Here is a 20955-nt window from a genome sequence, read left to right as displayed (position 1 = left end):
GTTAAGGACTTTAAATCAAAAAGGAGTTTCATTATGAAGAAGAATCGTAAAGCTAAAAAGTGGCAATTGTATGCAGCAATCGGTGCTGCCAGTGTAGTTGTATTGGGTGCTGGAGGGATTTTACTATTTAGACAACCTTCTCAGACTGCTGTAAAAGATGAGGCTACTCATCTTGTTGTTGCCAAGGAAGGAAGCGTGGCATCCTCTGTTTTATTGTCAGGGACAGTAACGGCAAAAAATGAACAATATGTTTATTTTGATGCTAGTAAGGGAGATTTAGATGAAATCCTTGTTTCTGTGGGTGATAAGGTCAGTGAAGGGCAGGCTTTAGTCAAGTACAGTAGTTCAGAAGCCCAGGCGGCCTATGATTCAGCGAGTCGAGCAGTTGCTAAGGCAGATCGTCATATCAACGAACTCAACCAAGCGCGAAATGAAGCCGCTTCAGCTCCGACTCCACAGTTGCCAACACCAGCAGGAGGCGAAGGTGTAGCAGCCCAAACTCCAGTTCCAGTCTCAGGAAATTCAGTGTCCTCTATTGATGCACAACTAGGTGATGCTCGTGATGCCCGTGCAGATGCAGCAGCGCAATTAAGCAAGGTTCAAAGTCAGTTGGATGCAATGACTGTTCTTAGTACCCTAGAGGGAACTGTGGTCGAAGTCAATCGTAATGTTTCTAAATCTCCAACTGGAGCTAGCCAGGTGGTAGTTCATGTCGTTAGCAATGAAAACTTGCAAGTTAAGGGGGAACTATCTGAATATAACCTTGCCAACCTCTCTGTAGGACAAGAAGTAACCTTTACTTCTAAAGTTTACCAAGATAAGAGCTGGACAGGTAAGATTAGCTACATTTCTGACTACCCTAAAAACAATGGTGAAGCAGCAAGTGCAGCTACTGCCGCAGCAGGTGGTAATTCTGGTTCTAAATATCCATATACCATCGATGTTACAAGTGAAATCGGTGACTTGAAACAAGGATTCTCAGTAAGTGTTGAGGTCAAGAATAAGAGTAAAGCTATTTTGGTTCCTTTAACAAGTGTTGTGACTGAAAATGATAAGAACTATGTCTGGGTACTTGACGAGCAGAAAAAGGCCAAGAAAGTGGAAGTTGGTTTGGGCAATGCTGATGCAGACAACCAAGAAATCACTTCAGGTCTGACAAATGGAGTCAAGGTCATCAGTAACCCAACGTCTTCTCTAGAGGAAGGAAAAGAGGTGAAGGCTGATGAAGCAACTAATTAGTTTAAAAAATATCTGCAAAAGTTACCGTAACGGTGACCAAGAACTGCAGGTTCTCAAAAATATCAATCTAGAAGTGAATGAGGGTGAGTTTGTTGCCATCATGGGACCATCTGGTTCTGGTAAGTCCACTCTGATGAATACGATCGGCATGTTGGATACACCAACCAGTGGAGAATATTATCTTGAAGGCCAAGAAGTAGCTGGACTTGGTGAAAAACAACTAGCCAAGGTCCGCAACCAACAAATCGGATTTGTTTTTCAGCAGTTCTTTCTTCTATCCAAACTTAATGCTCTGCAAAATGTAGAATTGCCCTTGATTTATGCAGGAGTTTCAGCTTCAAAACGGCGCAAGTTAGCTGAGGAATATCTAGATAAGGTTGAATTGACTGAGCGTAGTCACCATTTGCCTTCAGAATTATCTGGTGGTCAAAAGCAACGTGTGGCTATTGCGCGTGCCTTGGTAAACAATCCTTCTATTATCTTAGCAGACGAACCGACAGGAGCCTTGGATACCAAAACAGGAAATCAAATTATGCAACTATTGGTTGACTTGAACAAAGAAGGAAAAACCATTATCATGGTAACGCATGAGCCTGAGATCGCTGCTTATGCCAAACGCCAAATTGTCATTCGGGATGGAGTTATTTCGTCTGACAGTTCGCAGTTAGAGAAGGAGGAAAACTAAGATGCAGAATCTGAAATTTGCCTTTTCATCTATCATGGCCCACAAGATGCGCTCTTTTCTCACTATGATTGGGATTATCATTGGTGTTTCATCTGTTGTTGTGATTATGGCTCTGGGAGATTCCATGTCTCGTCAGATCAATAAAAATATGACCAAGTCACAGAAGAATATCCATGTCTTTTTCTCGCCTATCAAAAGCAAAGATGGTTCTTTTACCCAAAAGCAATCAGCTTTGACAGTCTCTGGTAAAGAAGAGGAAGTCCATGTTGAACCGCCAAAACCGCAAGAAGCTTGGGTTAAGGAGGCGGCCAAACTTAAGGGTGTAGATAGTTACTATGTAACCAACTCGACAAATACGACCCTGTCTTATAAAGATAAAAAGGTTGAGCGCGCTAGCTTGACAGGTGGAAATATTACTTACATGAAGGCGGTTGAAAATGAAATTGTTGCAGGTCGTAGTCTTATAGCTCAGGATTATAAAGATGTGGCCAGTGTCATTTTGCTAGACCAGGAACTTGCTAATAGCCTGTTTGGGTCAGCTCAAGAAGCTGTTAACCAGATTATAGATGTTGGTGGTTTTAGCTATCGTGTTATTGGTGTTTATACTAGCGATGAGGCCAAGGCTGTCAAGACATTTGGTATTGGTGGACTTCCCATTACGACTAATATTTCTCTTGCCAATAACTTCAATATGGATGAAATTTCTGATATTGTTTTCCGAGTTAATGATACCAGTTTGACACCAACTGTAGGACCAGAATTAGCTAGAAAAATGACCGAGATTGCTGGTCTTCAGCAAGGGGAGTATCAGGTGGCAGATGCGACTGCAGCCTTCCAAGAAGTACAACAACTTTTTGGATTTATAACTACGATTATTAGTGCCATCGCAGGAATTTCTCTCTTTGTTGGAGGGACTGGTGTTATGAACATTATGCTTGTTTCGGTGACGGAGCGTACGCGTGAGATTGGTCTCCGTAAGGCTTTAGGTGCAACACGTGCTAATATTTTGATTCAGTTTTTGATTGAATCCATGATTTTGACCTTGCTAGGCGGAGTCATTGGTTTGACAATTGCGACAGGCTTGACCGCTATAGCTGGTATACTGTTACAAGGTTTGATTGCGGGTATAGAAGTAGGAGTATCAATCCCAGTTGCCCTATTTAGTCTTGCAGTTTCGGCTAGTGTTGGTATGATTTTTGGGGTCTTGCCAGCCAATAAGGCATCGAAACTTGATCCAATCGAAGCCCTTCGTTATGAATAAGAAGAACAACAAGATGGACATTTGTCTATCTTGTTTTTGTATGGATTTCCCTATCGAAATTTATTAAAAATGTGATATAATGAAGTGTTAGAAAAACAGGTTTCATTTGCCTGGAAAGGAAAAATTATGTCTGGAAAGAATTTTTATATTACAACGCCGATTTACTATCCATCTGGTAAACTTCATATCGGTTCTGCCTACACAACCATCGCTTGTGATGTCCTAGCACGTTACAAACGCCTGATGGGCTACGATGTCTTTTATTTGACAGGTCTTGATGAGCATGGTCAGAAAATCCAGCAGAAAGCTGAAGAAGCTGGAATTACACCACAATCCTACGTTGATGGTATGGCTGTTGGAGTCAAAGAACTCTGGCAATTACTAGATATCTCTTATGATAAATTTATCCGCACAACGGATGATTACCATGAAAAGGTAGTGGCGCAGGTCTTTGAACGCTTGCTGGCTCAAGATGACATCTACCTAGGTGAATACTCTGGTTGGTATTCAGTCTCAGATGAGGAATTCTTTACAGAGAGCCAGCTGGCAGAAGTTTTCCGTGACGAAGCTGGAAATGTAACTGGAGGAATAGCTCCATCAGGTCACGAAGTGGAATGGGTTTCTGAGGAATCATACTTCCTTCGCCTCAGCAAATACCAAGACCGCTTGGTAGAATTTTTCAAGTCTCATCCTGAATTTATTACTCCTGATGGTCGTCTCAATGAAATGCTTCGCAACTTCATCGAGCCAGGTTTAGAAGATTTGGCGGTTTCTCGTACGACTTTTACCTGGGGTGTACCAGTCCCATCTAATCCAAAACACGTTGTCTATGTTTGGTTTGATGCTTTGCTCAACTATGTGACAGCTCTTGGCTACGATCAAGATGAACACGCTAACTTTGATAAGTTCTGGAACGGAACAGTCTTCCATATGGTAGGGAAAGATATTCTTCGTTTCCACTCAATCTACTGGCCAATTCTTCTTATGATGTTGGATATCAAATTGCCAGAACGTTTGATTGGTCATGGTTGGTTTGTTATGAAAGACGGAAAAATGTCTAAGTCTAAAGGGAATGTGGTCTATCCTGAAATGTTGGTAGAGCGCTATGGACTAGATCCGCTTCGTTACTACCTCATGCGTAGCCTTCCAGTTGGTTCTGACGGAACCTTTACTCCTGAAGACTATGTCGGCCGTATCAATTATGAATTAGCCAATGACCTTGGAAACCTCCTCAACCGTACGGTTTCTATGATTAACAAGTACTTTGATGGGCAAATCCCAGCCTATGTGGAAGGTGTGACAGAGTTTGATCATGCTCTTGCTGACGTTGCAGAACAATCAATCGCTGACTACCACACCTACATGGAAGCAGTTGACTACCCACGTGCACTTGAAGCAGTCTGGACCCTTATCTCACGTACTAATAAATACATAGACGAGACAGCTCCGTGGGTCTTGGCAAAAGATGAAGCACTCCGCGACCAATTGGCAAGTGTTATGAGCCACTTGGCAGCCAGCCTTCGTGTCGTTGCTCACTTGATTGAGCCATTTATGATGGAAACCAGTCGTGCAGTCTTGACTCAACTTGGTCTAGCAGAAGTTTCTAGCCTTGAAAACTTGAGTTTGGCTGATTTCCCTGCTGGTGTGACTGTAGTTGCCAAAGGAACACCAATCTTCCCACGTCTGGATATGGAAGAAGAAATCGCCTATATCAAGGAACAAATGGAAGGCAACAAACCAGCAGTCGAAAAAGAGTGGAACCCAGACGAAGTTGAACTCAAACTAAACAAGGAAGAAATCAAGTTTGAAGACTTTGACAAGGTTGAAATCCGCGTTGCAGAAGTCAGAGAAGTTTCTAAAGTGGAAGGTTCTGATAAGTTACTTCAATTCCGTCTGGATGCTGGTGATGGAGAAGATCGTCAAATTCTTTCAGGAATTGCAAAATACTATCCAAACGAACAAGAATTGGTCGGCAAGAAAGTTCAAATCGTTGCCAATCTCAAACCACGTAAAATGATGAAGAAATATGTCAGTCAAGGTATGATCCTATCAGCTGAACATGATGGAAAATTAACCCTTCTCACAGTTGACTCAGCTGTACCGAATGGAAGTGTGATTGGGTAAAAGTATACAGGACTAGTTCATGCTAGTTCTGTTTTTTATTTAACTATTATGCTTTACAAACTAGTGTGAAAGTGGTATATTATAGATGAAGTCACTAGTAGGTATTACCAAATAGATTAGAAGGGAGAAGGGATGAAAGAAACTCAACTATTAAAAGGTGTTCTTGAAGGTTGTGTCTTGGATATGATTGGTCAAAAAGAGCGATATGGTTATGAGTTGGTTCAGACTTTGCGAGAGGCTGGATTTGATACTATCGTTCCAGGAACTATTTATCCTTTGTTGCAAAAGTTAGAAAAAAATCAATGGATAAGAGGCGACATGCGCCCGTCGCCAGATGGTCCAGATCGGAAGTATTTTTCGTTAACGAAAGAAGGAGAAGATCGTGTCTCGGTCTTTTGGCAACAATGGGACGATTTGAGTCAAAAAGTAGAAGGAATTAAGAATGGAGGGTAAACCATGAAGAAAATGAAGTATTATGAAGAAACAAGCGCTTTGTTGCATGAGTTTTCTGAGGAGAATCAGCAGTATTTTGAGGAGCTGTGGGATAGTTTTAATCTTGCTGGATTTCTCTATGATGAGGACTATCTCAGAGAGCAAATCTATTTGATGATGTTAGATTTCTCAGAAGCAGAACGAGATGGCATGAGTGCAGAGGATTATCTAGGTAAGAATCCTAAAAAAATAATGAAAGAGATTCTCAAGGAAGCGCCACGCAGTTCGATCAAGGAGTCACTGTTGACGCCAATCCTTGTCCTAGCGGTATTACGTTATTATCAACTACTAAGCGATTTTTCGAAAGGCCCTCTCTTAACAGTTAATTTGCTCACGTTTTTAGGGCAACTTCTTCTTTTTCTGATTGGATTTGGGCTTGTGGCTACAATCTTACGTTGGAGCTTAGTCCAAGATTCTCCTAAGATGAAAATTGGCACTTATATTGTCGTTGGGAGTATAGTTCTTCTAGTTGTTCTAGGATATGTAGGAATGGCAAGTTTCATACAAGAAGGGGCCTTTTATCTTCCTGCTCCCTGGGATAGTTTATCTGTCTTTACAATTTCGCTGGTCATCAGTGTTTGGAATTGGAAAGAAGAGTTTTTTCGTCCCTTTAACAGTATGATTGTTGCCCACCTTATTGTAGTTTTTCTGCTCCGTTACTATGAGTGGATGGGCATTTCAAATGCTTTCCTCACAAAAATCATTCCTTTAGCTGTCCTATTTATTGGAATCTTTCTCTTTTTCCGTGGGTTTAAGAAGATAAAATGGAGTGAAATATAGTCAAAAAGCCGTTGCAAAGCGGTTTTTTGTTATAATGAAGGAAAGAATGTTAGAAATTTAAGGAGAAAAATTTGATGAGATACATAACTCTTGGTCAAGATGACAAAGAATTATCAGAAATTGTTCTCGGAATGATGAGAATAAAAGATAAGTCTGTAAAAGAAGTTGAAGAGCTTGTAGAAACAGCACTGTCTGTTGGAATCAATGCTTTTGACTTGGCTGATATTTATGGTCGTGGTCGTTGTGAAGAACTGTTAGGTCTTGTCCTAAAAAATCGTCCAGATTTAAGAGAAAAGATGTGGATTCAGTCCAAATGTGGCATTCGCATTGAAGAATTTACTTATTTTGATTTTTCTAAGGACTATATTATAAAATCAGTTGATGGAATTTTGCAAAGATTGAAGATTGATCATCTAGATAGCTTGCTTCTTCATCGACCAGATGCTTTGATGGAATCTGACCAAGTAGCAGAAGCCTTTGATCTCCTTTATAAACAAGGTAAAGTTCGAGATTTTGGAGTTTCTAATCAAAATCCTATGATGATGGAGTTGCTTAAAAAAGATGTCAAGCAGCCGTTAGCTGTTAATCAGTTACAATTGAGTGCGGCTTTTACTCCAGGATTCGAATCAGGTTTTCATGTTAATATGGAAGATAGTCAAGCAGCTATGCGAGATGGCAGCATTTTTGAATATTGCAAATTACACGATGTGGTCATTCAAGCATGGTCTGTCTTACAATTTGGGTATTTTAAAGGGAATTTTGTTGGAAATGAGAAATTTCAAGCTTTAAATCAAGTACTTGATCGTTTAGCTATTAAATATGGAGTAACCTCTTCAACTATTGCCATTTCTTGGATATTGCGTTATCCAGCAAAAATGCAGGCAGTCGTAGGTACAACAAATCCTAAGCACTTGAGAGAAGTTAGCCAAGCGGCAAACTTTAGCTTAACAAGAAAAGAATGGTATGAAATTTATCTAGCTGCAGGGAATAATTTGCCGTAAGTAGAAGCAGATGTAAATAAATCACAGTCAAAAAGCCGTTGCAAAGCGACTTTTTGCTATAATTAAATGAAGAAAGTAGAATCAAAGGAGAAAAACATGACATTTGAAGAGATCCTACCTGGGTTAAAGGCTAAGAAAAAATATGTACGAACTGGTTGGGGAGGTGCTGAAAACTATGTCCAACTTTTTGACACTATCGAGCAAAATGGGGTTGCACTTGAAGTGACACCCTATTTCCTAATCAACGTTTCTGGGGAGGGAGAGGGTTTTTCCATGTGGAGTCCGACACCTTGTGATGTTTTGGCGACGGATTGGGTAGAAGTGCATGACTAGACGTGTATTGATTACGGGAGTGAGTTCAGGGATCGGCCTGGCTCAGGCTCGACTTTTTTTAGAGAAGGACTATCAAGTTTATGGAGTTGACCAAGGTGAAAATCCACTCTTAGAGGGTGATTTCCACTTTTTACAGAGAGATTTGACCTTGAACTTGGAGCCTATTTTTGATTGGTGTCCTCAGGTTGATGTTTTGTGCAATACTGCTGGAGTTTTGGATGATTACAAACCACTTTTGGAACAATCAGCGCAGGAAATTCATGAGATTTTTGAAATCAACTACGTGACTCCTGTTGAGTTGACTCGGTATTATTTGACTCAAATGTTGGAGAATAAAAAAGGGATTATTATCAATATGTGCTCCATTGCTTCTAGCCTAGCAGGTGGAGGTGGACATGCCTATACTTCTTCGAAGCACGCCTTGGCTGGATTTACCAAGCAGTTGGCTCTAGATTATGCTGAAGCTGGGATTCAGGTCTTTGGTATCGCTCCAGGAGCAGTCAAGACAGCTATGACCGCTGCGGATTTTGAGCCAGGTGGATTGGCTGCCTGGGTCGCTAGTGAAACACCAATCAAGCGCTGGATTGAACCAGAGGAGATAGCAGAGATTAGCCTTTTCTTAGCAAGTGGAAAAGCAAGCGCCATGCAAGGACAAATTCTGACAATAGATGGTGGCTGGTCTTTGAAATAGGAGGATTTGGCTGGATATTCAAGAAATCACAGAAGAAAATGCATCGCCATTAGTCTTGAAGGTTAAGTCTGAATTATTAGGATTTCCAGAACTGGACAAGACTTCTTACATGAATTGGAAGGTGAACGATGAGGAAGCAACTTGCTCTTAGTGGCGAAAAACTTGATGAAAAAGTTTACCCACAACTATTTCATCATGTTGGCATGATTCGTGGGGAATACTTGTTGAGAGAACTCAACCAAAACATACTACTACCAAGTTGCCAGAAATTTGTGAAAGATTATCTTGATACTATTTGCTCCCTGTACTCAGGTAAGGAAGTTTGGTATCGTTTTTCTGAATTAACGAATACAGAAGCTAATTGTCTAAAGGGGACTAAAGAGTATTTTGATGAAAATCATCCCTTGTTTGGATATAGAGGAACGAGGCGTTTGCTGGCGTGTCCGGATGAATTTCAGGCTGAAGCACATGTCGTTACAGAAGTTTATCAAAACAATCCCAATCTATCTGTTATCTTTCCTTTTGTCAATGATGCTGAGCAGTTAAAGCAAGCTATTACAGTATTGCGTCAGCAGGGTTTTACTGGGAAAATTGCCACGATGATTGAATTACCGTCAGCATATTTTGACTTGGACAGCATACTGGAAGCTGATATTTCAAAGATTGTAGTTGGAATGAATGATTTGACTTCTTTTGTTTTTGCCACTGTGAGAAACAGTCAATGGCATGATATGGAAAGTCCAATTATGTTAGATATGTTAATACAGATGCAGGATAAAGCAAGGATGGAAAAGATTGATTTTGCTGTAGCAGGCTATCTGAATACTTCTTTCATACAAAAAATGAATCAGATGGGTATCGAATGCATTATTCACTACAGTTCTATTCTAGAGATTTTTGATTTAGAAATTGACCATCCAGATCATCTTAAACACATAAAAGAAGAAAGTAAAAAATTACAAAGGAGCACCCATGACACCGCAAGAAATGTGGAATGCATATAAGAAAATCAACCCCTCTATAGGAGATGAAATCGATGCTTGGGCTTTTGGAGTGGAACCAGACCTTTTAGCAGATTTGGTTTTAAAAGGCGAAAAAAAAGCAACAGCATCAGCCTACGACCTTTATGCACTAGAAGCCGAGTCTCTTCCTCAAGAAGGAACTTTTGATGTCATTTTAGATAGTCAAAATCAGGCTGTCTGTATTGTCAAAATTACAAAGGTTTCTGTCCAGCCCTTCAATCAAGTTTCTGCTCAACATGCCTTTAAGGAAGGAGAAGGTGACAAATCCCTAGCCTATTGGCGTCAGGTTCATGAGGATTGTTTCGCCGAGTGGCTGAGAGAAGAAGGACTGACTTTTACACCTGACAGCAAGGTTGTTTTAGAAGAATTTCGCAAGGTCTACCCACTGTAGACTATTAGAAGGAAGAAAGTTTTGGAAATCGCCGTCCAATCCTTTTTTCTTAAGCAAAACATGATATAATAAGTTTGTTTGAAGAAGAGCTTTAGCTCTTAAACTTAGAATAGGAGAAAATTATGCAAGCAGTTGAACATTTTATTAAGCAATTTGTTCCTGAACATTATGATCTATTTTTAGACTTGAGTCGTGAGACCAAGACGTTTTCAGGGAAGGTGACCATCACTGGTCAAGCACAGAGTGATCGTATTTCCCTTCACCAAAAAGACTTGGAAATCGCTTCTGTAGAAGTTGCAGGTCAAGCTCGCCCATTTACAGTTGACCATGACAATGAAGCCCTTCATATCGAATTAGCTGAGGCTGGTCAAGTTGAAGTGGTTATCGCTTTCTCAGGAAAAATTACAGACAACATGACAGGGATTTACCCTTCTTATTACACAGTTGATGGAGTCAAGAAGGAAGTCTTGTCTACTCAGTTCGAGAGTCATTTTGCGCGCGAAGCCTTCCCATGTGTGGATGAGCCAGAAGCCAAAGCAACTTTTGACCTCTCTTTACGTTTTGATCAAGCAGAAGGTGAATTGGCCTTGTCTAACATGCCAGAAATCGATGTTGAAAAACGTAAGGAAACAGGTATCTGGAAGTTTGAGACAACACCTCGCATGTCTTCTTACTTGTTAGCCTTTGTAGCAGGTGATTTGCAAGGGGTAACAGCGAAAACTAAAAACGGTACCCTCGTAGGTGTTTATTCAACCAAAGCCCACCCACTATCTAACCTTGATTTCTCACTGGATATCGCTGTTCGCTCTATCGAGTTTTACGAAGATTACTATGGAGTTAAGTACCCGATTCCTCAATCTCTCCACATCGCCCTTCCTGACTTCTCAGCTGGAGCTATGGAAAACTGGGGTCTTGTGACCTACCGTGAAGTTTACTTGGTTGTGGATGAGAACTCTACCTTTGCCAGCCGTCAACAAGTTGCTCTTGTTGTGGCCCATGAATTGGCTCACCAATGGTTTGGTAACCTGGTAACTATGAAATGGTGGGATGACCTTTGGCTCAATGAAAGCTTTGCTAACATGATGGAGTACGTCTGTGTGGATGCTATTGAACCAAGCTGGAATATCTTTGAAGATTTCCAAACAGGTGGTGTTCCATCTGCCTTGAAACGTGACGCGACTGATGGTGTTCAGTCTGTTCACGTCGAAGTGAAACATCCAGACGAAATCAATACACTATTTGATGGCGCTATCGTCTATGCCAAAGGAAGTCGCCTCATGCACATGCTTCGTCGTTGGCTAGGTGATACCGATTTTGCCAAAGGTTTGCATGCCTACTTTGAAAAACATCAATACAGCAATACAATTGGTCGTGACCTTTGGGATGCTCTTGGTCAAGCGTCTGGACGTGATGTCGCAGCCTTCATGGATTCTTGGTTGGAACAACCTGGTTATCCAGTTCTCACTGTCAAAGTTGAAAATGATGTCTTGAAGATTTCACAAAAACAATTCTTCATCGGTGAGCACGAAGATAAGAACCGCCTCTGGGTTGTACCACTCAACAGCAACTGGAAAGGCTTGCCAGATACACTTGAAACTGAAAGTATCGAAATCCCTGGCTACGCAGCTCTTCTTGCTGAAAACAAAGGAGCTCTTCGTCTCAACACTGAAAATACAGCCCACTACATTACCGACTATCAAGGAGACTTGTTGGATGCAGTTCTTGCTGACCTAGTTGAGCTTGATAACACAAGCAAACTGCAAATCGTCCAAGAACGTCGCTTGCTTGCTGAAGCAGGGCACATTTCTTATGCTGACTTGCTCCCAGTCCTTGATAAACTTGCTAAGGAAGAGTCTTACCTTGTGGTTTCAGCTGTTTCTCAAGTGATTTCTGCCCTTGAGCGCTTTATCGACGAAGAAACAGAAGCTGAAAAAGCATTCAAAGCACTAGTTGCTAAATTGGCTCGTCACAACTATGATCGTCTTGGTTTCGAAGCTAAAGAAGGGGAATCAGATGAGGATGAATTGGTTCGTCAGTTGGCCATTTCTATGATGATTCGCTCAAATGATGCAGAAGCTAGTCAAGTCGCTAGCCAAATCTTCGCAGCTCACAAGGAGAATCTTGCAGGACTTCCAGCAGCCATTCGTTCACAAGTTCTGATCAATGAGATGAAACATCATGAAACTAAAGACTTGTTAGCAGTTTATCTTGATACTTATACGCACGCAACAGATGCGGTCTTTAAACGTCAGTTGGCAGCAGCTCTTGCCTACAGTAAAGATGCGGACAATATCCAAACCTTGATTGCTTCTTGGAAGGACAAATTTGTGGTCAAACCACAAGACTTGTCTGCTTGGTACTTCCAGTTCTTAAACCATCAAGCAACTCAGGAAACAGCTTGGTCTTGGGCGCGTGAAAACTGGGCTTGGATCAAGGCAGCTCTTGGAGGAGATATGAGCTTTGATAGCTTTGTTATCCTTCCTGCTCATGTATTTAAGACAGAGCAACGCTTGGCGGAATACAAGGAATTCTTTGAGCCACAACTTTCTGATCTTGCTCTTAGCCGTAACATCGGTATGGGAATCAAGGAAATTGCAGCGCGTGTTGACTTGATTAACCGTGAAAAAGCTGCAGTGGAAGCAGTTGTTCTTCAGTATGGAACTAAATAATCAAGACTAAATAAAAGAAAACTCAGCTATCTCATGTAAAATGCAGAGAGTTGAGTTTTTTTTAAGGCAAATTTGGTATAATGGTTTTAATAAGGAGGAGTTTCTCATGATAAAAATCTTATTAGTTGAGGATGACCTAGGCCTGTCAAATTCAGTATTTGACTTTTTAGACGATTTTGCGGATGTCATGCAGGTATTTGATGGAGAAGAAGGTCTCTACGAAGCTGAGAGTGGCGTCTATGATTTGATTTTGCTCGATTTGATGTTGCCTGAAAAAAATGGCTTCCAAGTCTTGAAAGAATTGCGCGAAAAGGGGATTACGACCCCGGTTCTGATCATGACTGCCAAGGAAAGTTTGGATGACAAGGGACATGGATTTGAACTAGGAGCGGATGATTATCTGACCAAACCTTTCTACCTAGAAGAACTCAAAATGCGGATTCAGGCCCTTCTCAAACGTTCAGGTAAGTTTAATGAAAATACCTTAACTTATGGAAATATTGTGGTTAATCTGTCTACAAATACCGTTAAAGTCGAAGATACTCCTGTCGAATTGCTGGGGAAAGAATTGGATTTACTAGTTTATTTCCTTCAAAATCAAAATGTTATTTTGCCGAAGACTCAGATTTTTGATCGTTTATGGGGATTTGATAGTGATACAACGATTTCGGTTGTTGAAGTCTATGTTTCAAAAGTCCGTAAGAAATTAAAAGGAACCACTTTTGCAGAGAATTTGCAAACCTTGCGCAGTGTTGGGTATATTTTAAAAGATGTTCAGTAAACTAAAAAAAACATGGTATGCGGATGACTTTAGTTACTTTATCCGCAACTTTGGTGTCTTTACCCTGATTTTCTCTACCATGACCTTGATTATTTTGCAGGTCATGCACTCGAGCCTTTATACTTCGGTGGATGATACACTCCATGGCTTGAGTAACAATCCTCAGGCAGTTATTCAGCTTGCGGTAAATAGGGCAACAGAAGAGATTAAAGATTTAGAGAATGCCGCTACAGATGCTAGCAAGACGGAGATAAAACCCAATGTTAGTTCAAATACAGAGGTCATTCTCTTTGATAAGAATTTTACCCAACTCCTTTCTGGAAACCGATTTTTGGGATTGGATAAGATTAAGTTAGAGAAAAAAGAACTAGGCCATATCTATCAGATTCAGGTTTTTAATAGCTATGGACAGGAAGAAATCTATCGCATGATCTTGATGGAAACGAATATTAGTTCGGTTTCAACCAATATCAAGTATGCGGCTGTCTTGATTAATACCAGTCAGTTGGAGCAGGCCAGTCAAAAGCATGAGCAATTGATTGTGATTGTGATGGCAAGTTTCTGGATTCTGTCTTTGCTTGCCAGTCTCTATCTAGCTAGAGTCAGTGTTCGTCCTCTGCTTGAGAGTATGCAGAAGCAACAGTCCTTTGTTGAAAATGCCAGTCATGAGTTACGAACTCCACTCGCAGTTTTGCAAAATCGCTTAGAGACCCTTTTCCGTAAGCCAGAAGCTACCATTATGGATGTGAGTGAAAGCATTGCATCGAGTTTGGAAGAAGTCCGAAATATGCGGTTTTTGACGACAAACTTGTTGAATTTAGCTCGGAGAGATGATGGAATTAAGCCGGAACTTGCAGAAGTTCCAACCAGTTTTTTCAATACGACTTTCACAAACTATGAGATGATTGCTTCTGAAAATGACCGTGTCTTTCGTTTTGAAAATCGCATCCATCGAACGATTGTCACAGATCAACTTTTACTAAAACAACTGATGACCATCCTATTTGATAATGCTATCAAATATACTGAGGAGGATGGTGAGATTGATTTTATGATTTCAGCGACTGATCGTAATCTTTATTTGCTAGTTTCCGACAATGGAGTCGGTATTTCAGCAGAAGATAAGAAGAAAATTTTTGATCGTTTTTATCGAGTGGACAAGGCTAGAACCCGTCAAAAAGGTGGTTTTGGTTTAGGATTATCCCTAGCCAAACAAATTGTAGATGCCCTAAAAGGAACCATTACTGTTAAAGATAATAAACCAAAGGGAACAATCTTTGAAGTGAAGATTGCCATCCATACACCATCTAAAAAGAAAAAATAAAAATATCGCTCCAGACGGGGCGATATTTTGGATTTATCTTCTACGTTTTCGTTTGATAATAAAGCGCTGAACTTTTAAAACAAGTAAGCTGGATCCGATTGCTGCGGCAAATGCAAGAGCAGGCGATAATTTTAATGCTAAAAAGATAAAACTAAAGATAGCAATACAGATACAAAAAACAGCGATATTAACAAAAAATAGGATTTCCTTGAGATTGGCATCAGATTGCGCTTCAGGTATATAATCTTGATAGCGAGGAACCTGCTGGCTTAATTCTTCTTGATAGTCTACCTCATAGGATTGTAATTTTCTTACGGGCATTATTCTCTCCTTAACAGTACATACCTATTTTATCATTTTTTCAGCAGAGAATTATTACAGAAAGGTTACAATAAGAATAAAGTCCCTTTTCAAAATCACTTTTCTTGACACCATAATGTGAAAATGATAGGATGGATGGACACCAAATACTTATTAATATTCATAATTGCTTATATTAGCAAGGAAATAGAGCTACCAAATGATTCTTTTTTACGAAAATTTCTTTCCTTATTTTCTTGATTTTATTTAATTTGATTAGTGAGATTTGTTTTGAATACAGAGACAGATTTTCTGTCTCCTATTTTTATAGTAGTGGGGTGTCTAATCGATACCTCTTGAAAAGTTAAAGGAGATAAGCATGTATCTTGCTATCAAAGAAATATTACAAAACAAACTTCGATATAGTTTGATTTTAACTACCATTTTTCTTATCGCTTTCATGGTCTTTTTTATGACCAGCTTAGCTCTTGGTCTTGTGCGAAACAATCGAGTCGCTATTGATAATTGGCAAGCGACGGGTGTGGTTTTATCTGACTACGCAAATGATAATTTGACGGCATCTTTTATTCCTGAAAAGGACTATAAGGATAAGAGTTCTAAAGAGGCAGCTCCACTGGGCTATATGTTTGCTGTGACAAATCTAGTCGATGATAGCGAAAAGGTCAATGTTTCCATCTTTGCTCAAGAATGGGACGAATTTATCTCTCCTAGTTTGACGAAGGGCCGTTATCCTGAAGGGGATGACGAAGTGGTCGTTGATCAGTCCTTTGAGAATTATGGAATCAAGCTAGGTGATGCCATTCAGCTCAATGGAAGCGAAGTAAGTTACAAGATTGTAGGGCTGACTCAAGGAAATAAATTTTTTACTGAGCCTGTTGTGTTTACGAGTTTGACAACTTATTGGACCTTACAAGGAACTTTAAAATCTAATAAATCGATCTCTGCCTTGGTATTGAAAAATGATATAGAATTGGCTGGCGATGGATTGAAACAGATTTCTATTCCAAAAATGATATCGAAAATTCCTGGTTACACACCTCAGGTTAATGTATTTTCAGGGATGATTATTGCTATGATTGTCATCACAGGCTTGATTGTGGGTATATTTGTTTATATCATTACCATCCAAAAACTAGGACTTTATGGAATAATGCGGGCTCAGGGAATACAGATCAAAACCATTGTATGGTCTCTTTTCTGTCAAATCTTCTTCCTAGCTGGTATGGGGATCGCTTTAGCCTTGCTTGCTATTGGAGGAGTGATTTTAGTCTTGCCAGCTACCTTCTTTTTCTACCCAAGTTGGTTAGCCTATTCTGTCCTAAGCTTGGTGATTTGCTTGATGGCCATGCTAGGTGGTGTCATTTCACTTCCACGCTTGCTAAAGGTGGACCCGATTACTGCGATTGCAGAATAATGAGGAGAATAGTATGACAGCATTGATTGAAATGAATCAAGTGACAAAAACCTACGGGGAAGGAAAGATGACAGTCGTAGCCCTGCATGAGACGAACTTTCAGCTAAATGCGGGAGAGTTCGTAGCTATTGTTGGGCCTTCTGGCTCTGGAAAGACGACTTTTCTAACGACTCTAGGACAACTTCAGGAAGCATCGAGTGGAAAAATTTTAGTTAAGGGGGAGGAAACAGGCAGTTTGACGGAGAAGGAGAAAACAGGCCTCCGTTTTAGAGAGTTTGGCTTTATTCTTCAGGCTTCAAACTTAATTCCTTTTCTAACGGTCAAGGAACAGCTGGACTTGATAGACAGACTGGATAAGGGAAAAAATAGTAAAAGTGATCGAAAAGAGTTACTTGACTTGTTGGATTTGGAAAAGGTACAAGATCAGTATCCCAAGGCTTTATCAGGTGGCGAACGTCAACGGGCCGCAATTGCTAGAGCGCTTTATAACAATCCAAGCATCGTTCTTGCAGATGAGCCAACAGCTAGTCTGGATACCCAGCGTGCTTACCAAGTAACGGAGATGTTGGCTGCCATTGCCCACGAACAAGGTAGAGGAGTTGTCATGATTACGCACGACACTCGTCTTCTAGATAAGGTGGACCGTGTTTATGTGATGAACGATGGACACCTTACTGAAAAAAGTAGATAACTAATGAAAGAGTGGACTATGTAGAATCAGTTCACTTTTTTAGTGACTAAATTAGATTCTCTTTTTTAAAACAACTTGTATTCATAGATGAATTTGCGGAAATATGGTATAATTTTTCTTATGGAAAAGATTATCATTACAGCAACTGCTGAAAGTATTGAACAAGTTAAACAACTGCTCGAAGCTGGCGTAGACCGTATCTATGTCGGTGAGAAAGATTTTGGCCTTCGTCTGCCAACAACCTTTAGTCATGACAAATTGCGTGAAATTGCTAAGGTGGTTCATGAAGCAGGTAAGGAATTGATTGTTGCGGTTAACGCCCTCATGCACCAAGATATGATGGATCGTATCAAGCCTTTCTTAGACTTTTTGGAAGAAATCCAGACAGACTACATTACGATTGGGGATGCAGGTGTCTTTTACGTGGTCAACCGCGATGGTTATTCCTTTAAGACCATCTACGATGCTTCGACTATGGTAACTAGCAGTCGTCAGATAAACTTCTGGGGACAAAAGGCTGGTGCATCTGAGGCTGTTTTGGCGCGTGAAATTCCATCAGCTGAACTTTTCAAAATGCCAGAGATTTTGGAAATTCCTGCTGAAGTTTTGGTTTACGGAGCTAGCGTTATCCATCATTCTAAACGTCCGCTCTTGCAAAATTACTATAACTTTACGCACATCGATGATGAAAAGACGCGCAAGCGTGACCTCTTCTTGGCTGAGCCAAGTGACCCAGAGAGTCACTATTCTATTTTTGAAGACAATCATGGAACCCACATTTTTGCCAACAATGACCTTGATTTGATGACAAAATTGACAGAATTGGTAGAGCATGGTTTTACTCACTGGAAATTAGAAGGTCTCTATACACCTGGTCAGAACTTTGTTGAGATTGCAAAACTCTTTATCCAAGCGCGTAGCTTGATTCAAGAGGGTAACTTTAGCCATGACCAAGCTTTCTTGCTGGATGAAGAAGTGCGCAAGTTACACCCTAAAAACCGTTTCCTTGATACAGGATTCTATGATTACGATCCTGACATGGTTAAATAAAGTAAATGATTCGTTGAGAGAAGGAAGATGCAAACAGTTCTTCTCTCAATTTTTTCTTATTCTCCAATATTTTCAAAGAATTAATAGGCTAGGATGCTCTGTTTGCTGGGATTTTTAATACAAGTAACCTTCTTGAGTTTGAAAATTATCCCATGTTTGCAGGTGCCAAATGGCCCTTTTTTTGGTATAATTTTTTATAATGAAAACGATTGGTAATCGCTATGTTGTGGTTGATTTAGAGGCAACTAGCACAGGTAGTAAGGCTAAAATTATCCAAGTGGGAATTGTCGTGATTGATGACGGAAACATCGTCGATCACTATACGACGGATGTTAATCCACATGAACCCTTGGATGCTCATATCAAAGAACTGACAGGATTGACAGACCAACGTCTGGCGCAAGCACCTGATTTTTCGCAAGTTGCTAGAAAAATCTTTGACTTGGTGAAGGATGGGATTTTTGTAGCCCATAATGTTCGATTTGATGCCAATCTCTTGGCGGAAAATTTATTTTTTGAAGGCTATGAACTAAGAAATCCTCGTGTTGACACGGTCGAATTGGCTCAGGTCTTTTTCCCTGAACTGGAAAAATATAGCTTGCCGATATTGTGTCGAGAATTAGGAATTCCTCTAAAACATGCTCACACAGCCCTTTCAGATGCCCAAGCTACAGCGGAATTACTTCTTTTTTTACGAGAAAAGATGGCCCAACTTCCTAAAGGTCTTTTAGAACGCTTGCTGGAAATGGCTGACGCTCTCTTATATGAGTCCTACTTGGTTATTGAAGAAATTTATTGCAACCAATCTATTCTGACTTCTTCAGATTTGGTCGAAGTTCAAGGACTATATTTCAAGAAACCTGCAACCCCAAATGAGTCACGAAAATTATCTCAAGATTTTTCTAAAAATATTTCTTTGTTGAACCTTGAAGTGAGGGAACGACAAGAAAGTTTTGCTAGAGAGGTTGGCTTGCTATTGAAAGATGAGCCTGTCTCTCTGATTCAAGCACCGACAGGGATTGGGAAAACCTATGGCTATCTCTTACCCGCTTTATCTCAAGCCAAAGAGCGTCAGATTGTCCTTAGCGTTCCGACAAAGATTCTTCAAAATCAGATCATGGAAGAAGAAGGTAAACATCTCAAGGAAGTGTTCCATATAGATATTCATAGTTTAAAGGGACCACACAATTATCTGAAGCTGGATTCCTTTTATCGTTCCTTGCAGGAAAATGATGAAAATCGCTTATTTAGACGCTTTAAAATGCAACTCTTGGTCTGGCTGACTGAGACAGAGACAGGAGATTTGGATGAAATCGGGCAACTATACCGTTACCAACATTTTCTAACAGATCTTCGTCATGACGGGAATTTATCATCTCAGAGCTTATTTGTGACGGAAGATTTTTGGAAACGTAGTCAAGAAAGGGCACAAACCTGCAAGCTTTTAGTGACCAATCATGCCTATCTTGTAACCAGACTTGAAGATAATCCTGAATTTGTCAGCGACCGTTTATTGATTATTGATGAAGTTCAAAAGATTTTGTTAGCTCTAGAAAATCTGCTTCAAGAGACCTACGATATCCAGTCTATTATCGATTTGCTTGATAAGGCTTTACTGGAGGAGCAAAATAAGGTTCAGCAACGAATACTAGAAAGTATTCGCTTTGAGTGCCTTTACTTGATTGAACAATTTCAGTCTGGAAAATCTAGGAAAAATATCTTGGATTCTCTGACCAATCTCCATCAGTATTTTTCAGAATTAGAGGTAGAAGGCTTTGAGGAGCTGGTTCGCTATTTTACAGCTGACAGAGATTACTGGCTTGAAGCAATTGAAACGAGTCAAAAGAAAATTCAGATTTCTTCTACAAAATCAGGCCGTATTCTTCTATCTTCTTTAATACCTAATTCATGTCAAGTCTTGGGAGTGTCGGCTACTCTTGAGATTAGTCAGAGGGTTTCTTTGGCAGATCTTTTAGGCTACCCTGAAGCCAAATTTGTCAAGATTGAAGCTCGGGGAAAACAGGATCAAGAAGTGGTCTTGGTCAAGGATTTTCCCTTGGTAACAGAAACCTCCTTAGAAGTCTACGCCAAAGAGGTAGCTGATTTGCTGATGGATGTTCAAGATTTCCAGCAACCGATTTTAGTTCTCTTTACTGCTAAAGACATGCTTCTAGCAGTATCGGATTTACTTCCAGTTAGCCACTTGGCCCAGTATAAAAATGGGGATGTTCATCAGCTTAAGAAACGCTTTGAAAAAGGTGAACAACAAATCCTGCTAGGTGCAGCAAGTTTCTGGGAGGGAGTTGATTTTTCAAGTCATCCTTTTGTGATTCAAGTTGTACCAAGACTTCCTTTCCAAAATCCTCAAGAGCCCTTGACGAAAAAGATTAATCAGGAACTGAATCAGGAAGGAAAAAATGCCTTTTATGATTATCAGTTACCAATGGCCATTATTCGTTTAAAGCAAGCTTTGGGAAGAAGTATGAGACGCGAACACCAACGTTCCTTAACTCTTATTTTGGATAGGAGAATTGTCGGAAAGCGATATGGCAAACAAATTGTGACTTCTCTAGCAAAAGAAGCGACCGTTAAAACCGTCTCTCGATCCGAAGTTGATGAGGATATTGATAAATTTTTAAATGAACTTTGATAAATAATATTGTATGAAAGTATAAGGTTAGTATAT

General features: G+C 40.2%; 19 protein-coding genes and 1 pseudogene. 19 read left to right on the top strand and 1 reads right to left on the bottom strand.

Annotated elements, in window-relative coordinates:
- The first annotated feature begins 30 nt into the window (after window positions 1-30).
- The 15 genes and pseudogenes from B7700_RS09045 (at window position 31) to ciaH (ending at window position 14793) form a co-directional block, all read left to right on the top strand.
- Window positions 31-1239: an efflux RND transporter periplasmic adaptor subunit gene (locus tag B7700_RS09045; protein WP_192855687.1), complete on the top strand. Its 1209-nt coding sequence runs from the start codon at window positions 31-33 to the stop codon at window positions 1237-1239.
- Window positions 1223-1924, top strand: coding sequence for an ABC transporter ATP-binding protein (locus B7700_RS09040; RefSeq protein ID WP_084888441.1), 702 nt, complete (start codon window positions 1223-1225; stop codon window positions 1922-1924). Before B7700_RS09045 ends, B7700_RS09040 begins: the two co-directional genes overlap by 17 nt.
- A 1-nt stretch (window position 1925) precedes the next feature.
- Window positions 1926-3185, top strand: a complete 1260-nt coding sequence (locus B7700_RS09035; RefSeq protein WP_024058004.1) for an ABC transporter permease — start codon at window positions 1926-1928, stop codon at window positions 3183-3185.
- 126 nt (window positions 3186-3311) lie between these two features.
- Entirely contained in the window at window positions 3312-5309 is a 1998-nt protein-coding gene (gene metG / locus B7700_RS09030) for a methionine--tRNA ligase (protein WP_084888438.1), read from the top strand.
- Between the two features lie 132 nt (window positions 5310-5441).
- Window positions 5442-5762, top strand: coding sequence for a PadR family transcriptional regulator (locus tag B7700_RS09025; RefSeq protein ID WP_000665421.1), 321 nt, complete (start codon window positions 5442-5444; stop codon window positions 5760-5762).
- A gap of 3 nt (window positions 5763-5765) precedes the next feature.
- A complete protein-coding gene (locus B7700_RS09020) occupies window positions 5766-6581 on the top strand; it encodes a hypothetical protein (RefSeq protein ID WP_084888436.1) in 816 nt (271 codons plus the stop codon).
- Between the two features lie 74 nt (window positions 6582-6655).
- Window positions 6656-7582: an aldo/keto reductase gene (locus B7700_RS09015; protein WP_084888434.1), complete on the top strand. Its 927-nt coding sequence runs from the start codon at window positions 6656-6658 to the stop codon at window positions 7580-7582.
- A 96-nt stretch (window positions 7583-7678) separates the two neighbouring features.
- Window positions 7679-7915: a DUF2829 domain-containing protein gene (locus tag B7700_RS09010; RefSeq protein WP_000141913.1), complete on the top strand. Its 237-nt coding sequence runs from the start codon at window positions 7679-7681 to the stop codon at window positions 7913-7915.
- On the top strand, window positions 7908-8606 hold the full coding sequence (locus B7700_RS09005; protein ID WP_084888432.1) for a 3-oxoacyl-ACP reductase: 699 nt from the start codon (window positions 7908-7910) through the stop codon (window positions 8604-8606). Before B7700_RS09010 ends, B7700_RS09005 begins: the two co-directional genes overlap by 8 nt.
- 4 nt (window positions 8607-8610) lie before the next feature.
- Window positions 8611-8757 (top strand): annotated as a pseudogene (locus tag B7700_RS11355) (NUDIX hydrolase); the annotation flags it as partial.
- Window positions 8735-9610 carry a putative PEP-binding protein gene (locus B7700_RS09000; RefSeq protein ID WP_084888430.1) on the top strand — a complete coding sequence of 292 codons (876 nt, stop codon included), beginning with the start codon at window positions 8735-8737 and terminating at the stop codon, window positions 9608-9610. The pseudogene B7700_RS11355 and the gene B7700_RS09000, both read left to right, overlap by 23 nt.
- The gene (locus B7700_RS08995) at window positions 9579-10019 is read left to right on the top strand and encodes an ASCH domain-containing protein (protein ID WP_004256502.1); all 441 of its coding nucleotides are present in this window, start codon (window positions 9579-9581) and stop codon (window positions 10017-10019) included. The genes B7700_RS09000 and B7700_RS08995 overlap by 32 nt, the downstream gene beginning before the upstream one ends.
- Window positions 10020-10141: 122 nt before the next feature.
- Complete coding sequence (locus tag B7700_RS08990; RefSeq protein ID WP_023946425.1) at window positions 10142-12688, top strand: M1 family metallopeptidase; 2547 nt, start codon at window positions 10142-10144, stop codon at window positions 12686-12688.
- Window positions 12689-12794: 106 nt separating this feature from the next.
- Window positions 12795-13469, top strand: coding sequence for a two-component system response regulator CiaR (gene ciaR, locus B7700_RS08985; protein ID WP_023946427.1), 675 nt, complete (start codon window positions 12795-12797; stop codon window positions 13467-13469).
- Window positions 13459-14793, top strand: a complete 1335-nt coding sequence (ciaH, locus tag B7700_RS08980) for a two-component system sensor histidine kinase CiaH (protein ID WP_084888428.1) — start codon at window positions 13459-13461, stop codon at window positions 14791-14793. Before ciaR ends, ciaH begins: the two co-directional genes overlap by 11 nt.
- 33 nt (window positions 14794-14826) lie before the next feature.
- On the opposite strand, the gene B7700_RS08975 is transcribed toward ciaH, so the two are convergent.
- Window positions 14827-15114, bottom strand: coding sequence for a DUF3270 domain-containing protein (locus tag B7700_RS08975; protein WP_084888426.1), 288 nt, complete (start codon window positions 15112-15114; stop codon window positions 14827-14829).
- 358 nt (window positions 15115-15472) lie between these two features.
- On the opposite strand from B7700_RS08975, the gene B7700_RS08970 reads away from it, so the two are divergent.
- The 4 genes from B7700_RS08970 to B7700_RS08955 all read left to right on the top strand — a co-directional run bounded on the left by B7700_RS08970 (window position 15473) and on the right by B7700_RS08955 (window position 20919).
- Window positions 15473-16528: an ABC transporter permease gene (locus B7700_RS08970; RefSeq protein ID WP_084888424.1), complete on the top strand. Its 1056-nt coding sequence runs from the start codon at window positions 15473-15475 to the stop codon at window positions 16526-16528.
- 13 nt (window positions 16529-16541) lie between these two features.
- A complete protein-coding gene (locus B7700_RS08965) occupies window positions 16542-17219 on the top strand; it encodes an ABC transporter ATP-binding protein (protein WP_084888422.1) in 678 nt (225 codons plus the stop codon).
- Window positions 17220-17339: 120 nt separating this feature from the next.
- Window positions 17340-18269: a peptidase U32 family protein gene (locus B7700_RS08960; RefSeq protein WP_084888420.1), complete on the top strand. Its 930-nt coding sequence runs from the start codon at window positions 17340-17342 to the stop codon at window positions 18267-18269.
- Between the two features lie 199 nt (window positions 18270-18468).
- Complete coding sequence (locus B7700_RS08955; RefSeq protein WP_084888418.1) at window positions 18469-20919, top strand: bifunctional DnaQ family exonuclease/ATP-dependent helicase; 2451 nt, start codon at window positions 18469-18471, stop codon at window positions 20917-20919.
- The last annotated feature ends 36 nt before the right edge of the window (window positions 20920-20955 follow it).

It is taken from the genome of Streptococcus mitis (genome assembly GCF_002096755.1).
Lineage (GTDB): Bacteria > Bacillota > Bacilli > Lactobacillales > Streptococcaceae > Streptococcus > Streptococcus mitis_AC.
The sequence above is the reverse complement of the archived record's forward strand: the minus strand, read 5'-3'. Positions and strand labels throughout refer to the sequence as shown.

What these genes read in the sequence shown, in the direction of transcription:
- B7700_RS09040 (WP_084888441.1), top strand. Translation starts at nt 1,223, where the DNA reads ATGAAGCAACTAATTAGTTTAAAAAATATCTGCAAAAGTTACCGTAAC.
- B7700_RS09025 (WP_000665421.1), top strand. Translation starts at nt 5,442, where the DNA reads ATGAAAGAAACTCAACTATTAAAAGGTGTTCTTGAAGGTTGTGTCTTG.
- B7700_RS09010 (WP_000141913.1), top strand. Translation starts at nt 7,679, where the DNA reads ATGACATTTGAAGAGATCCTACCTGGGTTAAAGGCTAAGAAAAAATAT.
- ciaH (WP_084888428.1), top strand. Translation starts at nt 13,459, where the DNA reads ATGTTCAGTAAACTAAAAAAAACATGGTATGCGGATGACTTTAGTTAC.
- B7700_RS08970 (WP_084888424.1), top strand. Translation starts at nt 15,473, where the DNA reads ATGTATCTTGCTATCAAAGAAATATTACAAAACAAACTTCGATATAGT.
- ciaR (WP_023946427.1), top strand. Translation starts at nt 12,795, where the DNA reads ATGATAAAAATCTTATTAGTTGAGGATGACCTAGGCCTGTCAAATTCA.
- metG (WP_084888438.1), top strand. Translation starts at nt 3,312, where the DNA reads ATGTCTGGAAAGAATTTTTATATTACAACGCCGATTTACTATCCATCT.
- B7700_RS08990 (WP_023946425.1), top strand. Translation starts at nt 10,142, where the DNA reads ATGCAAGCAGTTGAACATTTTATTAAGCAATTTGTTCCTGAACATTAT.
- B7700_RS09035 (WP_024058004.1), top strand. Translation starts at nt 1,926, where the DNA reads ATGCAGAATCTGAAATTTGCCTTTTCATCTATCATGGCCCACAAGATG.
- B7700_RS09020 (WP_084888436.1), top strand. Translation starts at nt 5,766, where the DNA reads ATGAAGAAAATGAAGTATTATGAAGAAACAAGCGCTTTGTTGCATGAG.
- B7700_RS09015 (WP_084888434.1), top strand. Translation starts at nt 6,656, where the DNA reads ATGAGATACATAACTCTTGGTCAAGATGACAAAGAATTATCAGAAATT.
- B7700_RS08995 (WP_004256502.1), top strand. Translation starts at nt 9,579, where the DNA reads ATGACACCGCAAGAAATGTGGAATGCATATAAGAAAATCAACCCCTCT.
- B7700_RS08975 (WP_084888426.1), bottom strand. Translation starts at nt 15,114, where the DNA reads ATGCCCGTAAGAAAATTACAATCCTATGAGGTAGACTATCAAGAAGAA.
- B7700_RS08965 (WP_084888422.1), top strand. Translation starts at nt 16,542, where the DNA reads ATGACAGCATTGATTGAAATGAATCAAGTGACAAAAACCTACGGGGAA.
- B7700_RS09000 (WP_084888430.1), top strand. Translation starts at nt 8,735, where the DNA reads ATGAGGAAGCAACTTGCTCTTAGTGGCGAAAAACTTGATGAAAAAGTT.
- B7700_RS08960 (WP_084888420.1), top strand. Translation starts at nt 17,340, where the DNA reads ATGGAAAAGATTATCATTACAGCAACTGCTGAAAGTATTGAACAAGTT.
- B7700_RS09005 (WP_084888432.1), top strand. Translation starts at nt 7,908, where the DNA reads ATGACTAGACGTGTATTGATTACGGGAGTGAGTTCAGGGATCGGCCTG.
- B7700_RS08955 (WP_084888418.1), top strand. Translation starts at nt 18,469, where the DNA reads ATGAAAACGATTGGTAATCGCTATGTTGTGGTTGATTTAGAGGCAACT.